General features: G+C 37.9%; 9 protein-coding genes and 1 pseudogene. 9 read left to right on the top strand and 1 reads right to left on the bottom strand.

All coding sequences use genetic code 11. The features are described from left to right. Window positions 1-623 precede the first annotated feature (623 nt). From HMPREF9699_RS00335 to HMPREF9699_RS00325, 3 genes are all read left to right on the top strand, one after another. Window positions 624-1,139 carry a hypothetical protein gene (locus HMPREF9699_RS00335; RefSeq protein WP_002661419.1) on the top strand — a complete coding sequence of 172 codons (516 nt, stop codon included), beginning with the start codon at window positions 624-626 and terminating at the stop codon, window positions 1,137-1,139. Window positions 1,140-1,396: 257 nt separating this feature from the next. Continuing rightward, on the top strand, window positions 1,397-4,006 hold the full coding sequence (locus tag HMPREF9699_RS11150; protein WP_002661417.1) for a formylglycine-generating enzyme family protein: 2,610 nt from the start codon (window positions 1,397-1,399) through the stop codon (window positions 4,004-4,006). A gap of 146 nt (window positions 4,007-4,152) precedes the next feature. Beyond that, window positions 4,153-5,211, top strand: coding sequence for a WG repeat-containing protein (locus tag HMPREF9699_RS00325; protein ID WP_002661416.1), 1,059 nt, complete (start codon window positions 4,153-4,155; stop codon window positions 5,209-5,211). A 73-nt stretch (window positions 5,212-5,284) separates the two neighbouring features. Here the strand turns inward: HMPREF9699_RS00325 and HMPREF9699_RS00320 are convergent, their stop codons facing one another. Next, window positions 5,285-6,190, bottom strand: coding sequence for a DsbA family protein (locus HMPREF9699_RS00320; protein WP_002661414.1), 906 nt, complete (start codon window positions 6,188-6,190; stop codon window positions 5,285-5,287). A 532-nt stretch (window positions 6,191-6,722) separates the two neighbouring features. On the opposite strand from HMPREF9699_RS00320, the gene trpS reads away from it, so the two are divergent. The 6 genes and pseudogenes from trpS to HMPREF9699_RS11390 all read left to right on the top strand — a co-directional run. Next, window positions 6,723-7,691: a tryptophan--tRNA ligase gene (gene trpS / locus HMPREF9699_RS00315; RefSeq protein ID WP_002661412.1), complete on the top strand. Its 969-nt coding sequence runs from the start codon at window positions 6,723-6,725 to the stop codon at window positions 7,689-7,691. Between the two features lie 21 nt (window positions 7,692-7,712). After that, entirely contained in the window at window positions 7,713-8,480 is a 768-nt protein-coding gene (locus HMPREF9699_RS00310; protein ID WP_002661410.1) for an exodeoxyribonuclease III, read from the top strand. Between the two features lie 97 nt (window positions 8,481-8,577). Then, window positions 8,578-9,162, top strand: coding sequence for a Uma2 family endonuclease (locus HMPREF9699_RS00305; RefSeq protein WP_002661407.1), 585 nt, complete (start codon window positions 8,578-8,580; stop codon window positions 9,160-9,162). A 23-nt stretch (window positions 9,163-9,185) separates the two neighbouring features. Continuing rightward, a complete protein-coding gene (locus HMPREF9699_RS00300) occupies window positions 9,186-9,773 on the top strand; it encodes a Uma2 family endonuclease (protein ID WP_002661408.1) in 588 nt (195 codons plus the stop codon). Between the two features lie 23 nt (window positions 9,774-9,796). Next, window positions 9,797-10,381, top strand: a complete 585-nt coding sequence (locus HMPREF9699_RS00295; RefSeq protein WP_002661407.1) for a Uma2 family endonuclease — start codon at window positions 9,797-9,799, stop codon at window positions 10,379-10,381. Window positions 10,382-10,404: 23 nt separating this feature from the next. After that, a pseudogene (locus HMPREF9699_RS11390) lies at window positions 10,405-10,508 on the top strand (Uma2 family endonuclease); the annotation flags it as partial.

The raw sequence follows: 10,508 nt of genomic DNA, 5'->3' as shown, positions 1-10,508 counted from the left end.
TACCGTTCATGCACGATTTTCTACCGTTCATGTATAAAATTCAATTATTTAGAAGAAACTTTTTGTTTATTGAAGTTGTTTGATATGGTTTGAAGGTTTGAAGTTGTTTGAAGCTTACAGCTTACAGCCTATTGCCTCCTGCTTCCTGCCTCCTGCCTATTGCTTCCTGCCTCTTGCCTATTGAAGTTGTTTGATATGGTTTGAAGGTTTGAAGTTGTTTGAAGCTTACAGCTTACAGCCTATTGCCTCCTGCTTCCTGCCTCCTGCCTATTGCTTCCTGCCTCTTGCCTATTGAAGTTGTTTGATATGGTTTGAAGGTTTGAAGTTGTTTGAAGCTTACAGCTTACAGCCTATTGCCTCCTGCTTATAGCATATAAAACGCTGTTTTTTTGTCTCCACACTTACCGTTCATGCACGATTTTTTACCGTTTATGTATAAATTCATACCGTTCATGTGTTATTTTATACCGTTCATGTTCAGGCTATTGTGAGATAAAAATGTTTGGTGGAAATTTGTGCTGTACAGCCGCTATGCGTGGCGTTTCCCAATGCGGAGCCACGATGTATCTCGGCTTTACAACGAAACAAATATTTTATTGTATAACCTTTTAATCATAATAATTATGTCTTTAAACAATCTCAACAATCATCACCTAAGTGATGAGCAGAAAGAAGCGATTAATGAGGCTTTAGCGAAATTAGAACAGGCATTGGAAAGCCTTAATATTAACCTCACGCCCGAAGACCGCAACCGATATGGCAGAGTAAACGAGCAGAATAAACTCTTTATCCACAAAACGAGAGACTATGCCCTGTCTCAGCCTAACCTAAAGTCGCCAGATGTAGATTGGGCAGAGTTTGAGAAAGATTTTCAGTCTAGAAATTTCTTAGAAACGGTCATCAGTAGGCTCAATAATCTATCTCACCGATGTAATAATTCCAAAATCTTTCACGATTTTGATAACTATCAGGATAGCCTTGCAGATTATGCCTTTACGCAGTTTCGTGCCAGCTCTAAAATGGTAGGTTTTGAGGAGAAATACAAGGAACAGAAGCAGTTTTTTAGACGCCCAAGAAAGGGAAACACTCCTTCAGAGGCTAAGCAAGACGAAAATAATGACCTCCGAGATGAAAAATAACACCTCCAAGGTGGTACAAAAGACCAAAACGGTCATCTGAAAGACCTCCGAGATGAAAAATAATACCTCCAAGGTGGTACGAAAGACCAAAACGGTCATCTGAAAGACCTACGAGGTGCAAAATAATACCTCCAAAGTGGTACGAAAGACCAAAACGGTCATTCTGTAGAGCCGCTGCATGGTGGTTCTATTACCACAAGATAGCCTTTTAACCTTTTAGCTTTTTAACTTTTTAACAAATTTAAATATTTACAACAATGAAATTAAAAAATCTTTTATTACCACTGGCGATGACGATGCTCGCAGTGGTAGGATGTCGGAAAGATGACATAGAAACATCCGCTCCACAAGAGGAAACGGTGATAGAGCAAGAAAAAGTAAATGTACTTTTACCAGCAGAGGTGGATAAAAGTATATTAGATGAGCTAGTAGTTTCTAATGCTTTTGGAGAGTATCCAATGACTGCTTCTAATGAAAGTGGAAATACGGGTAAATCTGTAACAGTAGGGTACACTGCCACTATACAATATTCTCCTACGGGGCTTATTATTACCAATGTAATCAATAAGAAAGGGGAAATGGTTATGTGTAGTATAGATGATCCCGCCTCTGACCCTAATACCCTTATAGATGCCGAAAAAACTGCAGTAGCATTAGTAATGACTCATCCGTTGTTTATTACCACGGATAAAACAGTATTTACCAATACGGTAAAGTATATTAAGACTTTACCTGAATTTTCGACTTATAGAAATCAAGTATATCAAGCCTTAGTAGCAGGATTAAAAGGGCTTTATACGCCTGATTATTCCGCTATTAATATGAAACCACTAATAATGGCTGTTATACAAAAGCATTGGGATAGTGCCAATCTTTCTACTAACTTGGTAAGTATTAATAATTTGAAAAGAGCCGATGGAAAATACGAGTTCTCCATTGCGAATGAACACAAAAGAGTACTTCATATTTATTTTAAAAAAGCCAAAGTAGAAGCCAATGGTGTTCCCAAAGAAGAGGTAGATGTATTGAATCAAGTATCTCTTCCACATTTGGAAACCATCATACCTAATAGTACAGACTATTGGTCTTTGGTCAAAGGTTCTGCTTTTGGGGATACTAGCAGTCCGTTTGAAAACACTACAGAGACTATTAATATTGATATACAAGACTATGATAAACTGGCGATAGAGTTTTATGGGCTTGGAAAATTAGATAAACCTTTTAACCAATACACGGAAGAGCAACGCCTAAAAATGATGTTGGTGGCGGTACACGGTGCATATAATGATTTTATAAAGCCAATGATAGCACTCTATTTAGGAATAGGTGATGTAATTAAATCTTCTAAAGATGATTTTAAATATGATTTAAGATACGGTACCAAAAAAAGTCCGTTCACAGATTTTATAACCAATTTGGGGTTGGCTTTTGTTAATGACCAAGACGAGGTACAAGAGTTTACCCAAAGTATGATAAAAAAAGAGTTTGGAGAAGCCTCAAAACAAGTTTTGCTGTTTTGTTTAGATCAAATTGCAAGTAATAAACCAAAACCTAGACCTTTCAGTGCAAAAGATACCTATATCAATAACCTCTATGATATATTTAAAAAGTATATGGGGGTGAGTTCCGTTCCAGATAAGGCAAGAAATTTCACTAAGGATATTGCAAACCAGCTTACCCACAAAATAAACTTTGTAGCAAACACCGTAAAAATAGCAGAATTAGGAACAGACATTGCAGGAGCTATTTATGCTTATAACTCTACTTCTATGTTTGAGAAAAGGTATCTGAACCGTACAGATGTACCTACCGTAAGCCTTGTTACACCTACTCATAATCAAGAGTTTCTTCAGATAGGAGAGGTAGATTTTAAATGGACTTTTGACCAAGGAAACCATATTGGAAGTACTGTTTTTGAGCTTACTATACAAGCAATGGACGCAAATAATACCGTATTACAAACCAAAACCTATACTCAGCAACAAACCCAGCGAGTAGTAAATATGGCAACCGAAATTCTTAACCAAGGGGTCAACCATTACCGTTGGAAAGTAAGAGCGTTAAAGCAAAATAATAATTCTGAATTGGCAAATACCAATTATCAAATTTTTAAAGTACAAGGAACTACTTTACCACCTACTACCCACCAAACCGTACTCGTAGAGGGCGGTACTTTTCTTATGGGTAGCCCTAATGGGGTAGGGTATAGTAATGAACGCCCACAGCATCAGGTTACGGTAAGTACTTTTAGAATGAGCAAGTACGAGGTTACCAATGCACAGTATGCCCAGTTTCTTAATGTCAAAGGCAACCAAACAGAGGGAGGGAACAGTTGGTATGATGAATATTATGGAAGTATCAAAAAAAATGGTGGAGTGTATTTAGTCACGCCGGGCTATGAAAACCACCCTGTAGGACATGTTTCTTGGTATGGTGCTAGAGCTTATGCTCAGTGGGTAGGGGGTAGGCTTCCTACCGAAGCGGAATGGGAATATGCCGCACGCGGTGGGAAATATAGCTTAGGCTTCTTTTATGCAGGAAGTAATAATGTAGGTGATGTAGCTTGGTATGATGATAATTCTTCAGTGAATGGTACCCGTACTACCCATCCTGTAGGGCAAAAACAACCGAATGAATTAGGGCTTTATGATATGAGTGGTAATGTATGGGAGTGGTGTTCGGACTGGTACGGTGCTTATAGCAGTAATGCACAGTCTAATCCTACTGGGCCTACTACTGGCAACCTCCGTGTTCTCCGTGGTGGTGGTTTCAACGACGACGCCAACATTACTCGCGTTGCCCATCGGCGCAGCAACTATCCGAGTAATCAGCTCAATTATTTCGGGTTCCGCGTTGTATTCCCGTAGGACAAAAAAGTAAAAAATAAGGAACAAAACCCAAAAAGAAAAAGCCAAATAAAAAAGGCTTTTTCTTGGGAAAAGAATCCCGTAGAGCAGCGATGCATCGCTGCTCTACACAATGAAAAATAAATCAATTTTAATAATTTCCTACAATGAAAAAAACAATCACATTATTTCTATTTTTAGGTGTATGTACACTTCATGCACAGAATATCCTTTCGGGATTGAAGATTACTCCTGCTATCAGTACCCCTAAGAGCGACGGAATAGACGAGTTTTCCGAAGGTTTGGCAAGAGTGCAGGTAGATGGAAAGCAGGGGTTTATAGATAAGAATGGTATAGTGGTAGTTCCTTTGAAATACGATAGGGTTAGTCGTTTTTCTGAGGGATTGGCAAGGGTGGAAAAAGATGAAAAATACGGCTTTGTAGATAAAACAGGCAAAGAAGTAATTCCCTTGCAGTACAGTGATGCAGGAGATTTTTCCGAAGGTTTGGCAGAGGTGAGGCTTAATGAAAACTATGGCTTTATAGACGCAACGGGGCAAATTCGTATGCCCATACAGTATGATTTTTTAGGCAATTTTTCCGAGGGATTGGCAAGGGTGATAAAGGACGGAAAAGAAGGTTTTATCAATAAAGCAGGAGAAATAGTCATCATTTCTGATTATGACATGGTGTATCCGTTTTCTGAAGGCTTGGCAAGGGTGAAAAAAGATGAAAAATACGGTTTTATAGATGCACAGGGCAAGGAGGTTATTCCTATTCAATACGAATATGCGGAGGATTTTTCCGAAGATTTGGCAAGGGTACAAATTAATGGCAAATACAGTTTTATAAATAAAAAAGGCGAGGTGGTGCTTTCGCCGAATTATCCTTTTGTAAAGTCTTTTTCCGGAGGCTTGGCACTTGTATCCTCACATAAAGGTCTTTATGGCTTTATAGCTAAGGACGGGAGAGAGGTAATCCCAGTAAAATATGAGCATGCCTATACTTTCTCTGATGGACTAGCGGCGGTTTTGTACAAGGAAAAGTACGGATTTATAGACCCTACAGGAAAAGTGGTGATTCCTTTTCAGTATGATAGAGTAAATCATTTTAATGGGGGGATAACGAGCGTATTGTCTGGCAAAAACATTTTTTTGATAGACCGGCAAGGTCGTTGCATCGCTTTGTGTAAAGATGTACCTAAAAAAGTGCTTAAAAAACAATAGAAATAGAGACCCAATTGCTTCGCGTCTCTATACAAAATCCATTTTCTATTAGACAATTAGAAATTCAGTAAGGCTATTTGATTTTCCAAATCGCTCCGTTTTTGGTCTCAAATTTAGTGAGGATACCTTGCTGGGTAAGGGTGTTGAGGAGCTGTTCGCTGTCCTTTCTAGGCGTTCCTGAAAGTTCTGTGAACTCTCGGGCGGTGAGGCTAGGGTAGTATCCGAAAAGTGATTTCCAGTCTTTATGGTACTCTTGTTTTACCGCATCAGGATTCAGTTTAAGAATTGCCATTTCAAAAAAAGCATAGGGTCTAGCACCGTACACCACTTCTTGCTGATTACCGTTTAAGAAAATTACGGTAGGAAACCCACGAACGCCTATTTTTCTTGCCCAGTCTAAATCTTGCTGAAATGATTTGGGAGCTTGGTGTTCATAGTCCGATTTTAGTTGAGCAATATCCAGCTGAGCATTTTGGGCGGCTTCGGTAATGTGTTCCCATTGGGTGATGTTTTTCTTTTGGAGGAAAACCATTTCTCGTAATTCGCGTAGGAAAACCACCGCTTTGTCTGTGTCTTGTAGCTGAGCAGCTTTAAAAGCAATGGAGGGCGGATAGGAAGAATCTAGAGGATTTTCTAGCCAGATGTCTCCATCTATGGGCATATCATAATAAGGGCTCACTTCGTCCCAATGGTGGGCTACATCGGAGGGTTTACTGATGCCACCGCTGTTATAGCTCCAGTCGGGGAGGAGTCCGCCCATATGATAGTCAATGGTAAATAGGTCTCCATATTCGAGTTTCAGCTTACGCAATTGAGGTTCGATGCCCCAGCAGGAAGAACAAATCGGGTCTGTGTAGTAGATGATTTGTATTTTCTTTGAGTTGCTGTGTAGGAAATTCTCAGTGTTTTTCTCGGATTGTGAAGTTCCGCATACGCCTGTTTGGGGGTCGCATAGTAAAGGATGATTATTTTGTGCCATTATAAAAAAGGGTTTAATGTAAGTAAAATCAGAATCCATGATTGCATAGAATCTATTTTAATGGTATTCATATTCGCTAAAAGTCTATAAAAACTTTGAACAAAGGTACAATAAAAATGCAGATGCATCGGGACTCTCTTACAGACCAAACGATATAACTATTCTATTTTTTTTGATGCTCATTTCTATATGCAGGAAAGAGTATGGTATGTCCATGAAATGGAAGAAATTACCTTTTGCTCAATTCCTGCTTAGGTTTTTCCGAACTCTTAACTAAGTTTTGTCTAACTCTTAGTTAAGTTTTGCCCAACTCTTAGCTAAGTTTTGTCTAACTCTTAGCTAAGTTTTTCCCAACTCCGCAGTAAGCATGAAAATACGATGGTGAAAAGTTATTGAAACAGCGGGTTTTATTGGGGAAATAGGTGTCTGCTATCTCTGTATTTCCATATTTCCTTTTCATCATTTCCATCAGATAAAAATGCTATGTTTTCTTTATCTTTGCAGGGATTTTTAAGCATTAAACAAATAAGAAATGTCAAGAATACTTACAGGAATACAGGCTACGGGGACACCGCATTTGGGGAATCTTTTAGGAGCCATTATCCCCGCTATAGAACTTTCTAAACAAGCGGAAAATGAATCTTTTTTATTCATTGCTAATATGCACTCGCTTACGCAAATTAAAAATGCAGAGGAGCTGAAAAAGAATACTTATGAAATTGCAGCAGCGTGGTTAGCGTGTGGTTTGGATACAGAGAAAACTTATTTCTATCGTCAGAGTGATATCCCTGAAGTGTGTGAGCTTTCTTGGTATTTGTCTTGTTTTTTTCCTTACCAGAGGATGACTTTGGCACATTCTTTTAAAGATAAAGCCGACCGACTGGAAGATGTGAATGTAGGGCTTTTTACCTACCCTGTACTCATGGCAGCAGATATTTTACTGTATGATGCCGAAGTAGTTCCCGTAGGAAAAGACCAGCTGCAGCACCTAGAAATGGCAAGAGATATGGGGGCGAGGTTTAATCATCAGATGGGAGAGACTTTTGTGCTGCCTCAAGCAGAGCTGCAAGAAAATACCAAATATGTTCCAGGGACAGATGGAAATAAAATGTCTAAATCTAGAGGCAACCTTATCAATATTTTCCTTCCAGATAAACAATTAAAGAAACAAATCATGTCTATAGAGACCGATTCTACTCCTTTGGAAGAACCCAAAAATCCAGATACTTGTAAGGTGTTTGCCATCTATACACTCATTGCGGATGAATCACAAATTGAAGAATTGAGAGCAAAATATTTGGCAGGAAACTTTGGCTATGGACATGCTAAAACGGAACTTCTGAACCTTATATTACAAAAATTTGAGAAAGAAAGAACATTGTTTAATCATTATATGACGCATCTGGATGAGCTAGAGGCAAAACTCCAACAAGGTGCCGATAAAACCAGAAAGATAGCTGAACAAACCCTCAAGAGAGTAAGGGAAAAACTGGGCATGTAATAAAAAAATACCTTTGTCTTCATGAAAATTTTATCTTATAATGTCAATGGAATTCGTGCTGCCATTACCAAAGATTTCTTTGGATGGTTACAAGTGGCAGCTCCTGATGTCCTCTGTGTACAGGAAAGCAAAGCCGAAGTAGCGAAAATAGATGTGGAAAGTTTTGAGAAATTGGGCTACCATTCTTTTTGGCATTCGGCGGTGAGAAAAGGCTATAGCGGAGTAGGAATCGTAACGAAACAGCTTCCTAAAAATGTGCATTATGGCTGTGGAATAGAGAAATATGATGTGGAGGGCAGAGTGCTGAGGGCAGACTTTGAGGGCTTCTCTGTCATCTCGGTCTATGTGCCTAGTGCTTCTAATATAGAAAGATTGGGCTATAAAATGGAATTTTGTTTTGATTTTCTGGAGTACATCAAAGCGTTACAAAAGGACATTCCGAACCTTATCATCTGTGGAGATTTTAATATATGTCATCAGGCCATTGATATTCATAATCCCGTAGGGCTTAAAAATGTATCAGGATTTTTACCAGAGGAAAGGGCTTGGATGAGTCAGTTTATAGAAGAGTGTGGGCTTATAGATTCATTTAGGTATTTTAATCAAGAGCCTGACCAATATACTTGGTGGAGCTACAGACAGCAATCCCGAGAGCGAAATAAAGGCTGGCGAATAGATTATCATTTTGCTACTAAAACATTAGAAGCTCAGCTCAAAAGGGGACTCATCTTATCCGAAGTAAAGCATAGTGACCACTGTCCTATCCTCGTGGAATTGGATGTAGATTAAGGAAAAGGAGGTTGTTTTTTTGTTTTTTCCATTTTTTTAATCTTTCATATTGCTCATCCATTGGAGATTAAATACTACATTTGTAAAAATATTCATTATGGAAATTACTAATATCAATCAGTTAGACTTAGATAAAACTTACTCCTATGCGGACTATCTTCTTTGGAAATTTAAAGAAAGAGTGGAACTGTTTAGAGGTAAAATATTACAGATGTCTCCTGCACCAAGTAGAAGGCATCAGAGTATTTCGAGTAATTTGCATGGTTTCATGTTCATACTTTTTAAGAATAAAACTTGTAAATTGTTTCCAGCTCCATTTGATGTGAGGTTACCTAAGCAAAATACAGAAGACCAAAGTATTTATACCGTAGTTCAGCCAGACCTTTGTGTGATTTGTGATAAAAGTAAGTTAGACGAAAAAGGCTGTATAGGTGCTCCGGATTTAATTATAGAAATTCTTTCACCTGGGAACTCAAAACGGGAGATGAAATATAAGTTTGAACTCTATGAGGAGGCGGGAGTAAGAGAATATTGGATAGTAGATCCTAACCAAGAGAGTGTTCTTATGAATGTTTTGGAAAATGGGAAATACACTACTTTAAATCCTATCGTTGATAAAGAATTTTCCAGTGTTATTTTCCCTAGCCTAAAGATGCACACCAATGCTATTTTTGAGGTATAAATGAAAATGTAAAAATATTAATTATGGAAATTACTAATATCAATCAGCTGGACCTAGATAAAACCTACTCCTATGCGGACTATCTTCTTTGGAAATTCAAAGAAAGAGTGGAACTGTTTAGAGGTAAAATATTACGGATGTCTCCGGCTCCTAATGTGAAGCATCAAACGATAGCAAGAACACTATATGGTCATTTTTTTAGTTTTTACAAAGATAATATGATTTGTAATTTTTTTCCAGCTCCGTTTGATGTGAGGCTACCTAAGCAAAATACAGAAGACCAAAGCATTTATACTGTAGTTCAACCAGACCTTTGTGTGATTTGCGATGAAAGTAAGTTAGACGAAAAAGGTTGTATAGGTGCTCCGGATTTAATCATAGAGATTCTTTCACCTGGGAACTCAAAGCGAGAAATGAAATATAAGTTTGAACTCTATGAGGAGGCAGGAGTAAGGGAATATTGGATAATAGACCCTAACCAAGAGAGTGTTCTTATGAATGTTTTGGAAAATGGGAAATACACTACTTTAAATCCTATCGTTGATAAAGAATTTTCCAGTGTTATTTTTCCTAGCCTAAAAATGCACACCAATGCTATTTTTGAGGTATAAATGAAAATGTAAAAATATTCATTATGGAAATTACTAATATCAATCAGCTAGACTTAGATAAAACTTACTCCTATGCGGACTATCTTCTTTGGAAATTTAAAGAAAGAGTGGAACTGTTTAGAGGTAAAATATTACAGATGTCTCCTGCACCAAGTAGAAGGCATCAGAGTATTTCGAGTAATTTGCATGGTTTCATGTTCATACTTTTTAAGAATAAAACTTGTAAATTGTTTCCAGCTCCATTTGATGTGAGGTTACCTAAGCAAAATACAGAAGACCAAAGTATTTATACCGTAGTTCAGCCAGACCTTTGTGTGATTTGTGATAAAAGTAAGTTAGACGAAAAAGGCTGTATAGGTGCTCCGGATTTAATTATAGAAATTCTTTCACCTGGGAACTCAAAACGGGAGATGAAATATAAGTTTGAACTCTATGAGGAGGCGGGAGTAAGAGAATATTGGATAGTAGATCCTAACCAAGAGAGTGTTCTTATGAATGTTTTGGAAAATGGGAAATACACTACTTTAAATCCTATCGTTGATAAAGAATTTTCCAGTGTTATTTTCCCTAGCCTAAAGATGCACACCAATGCTATTTTTGAGGTATAAATGAAAATGTAAAAATATTAATTATGGAAATTACTAATATCAATCAGCTGGACCTAGATAAAACCTACTCCTATGCGGACTATCTTCTTTGGAAATTCAAAGAAAGAGTGGAACTGTTTAGAGGTAA

The sequence above is a fragment of the Bergeyella zoohelcum ATCC 43767 genome, assembly GCF_000301075.1.
Lineage (GTDB): Bacteria > Bacteroidota > Bacteroidia > Flavobacteriales > Weeksellaceae > Bergeyella > Bergeyella zoohelcum.
The sequence above is the reverse complement of the archived record's forward strand: the minus strand, read 5'-3'. Positions and strand labels throughout refer to the sequence as shown.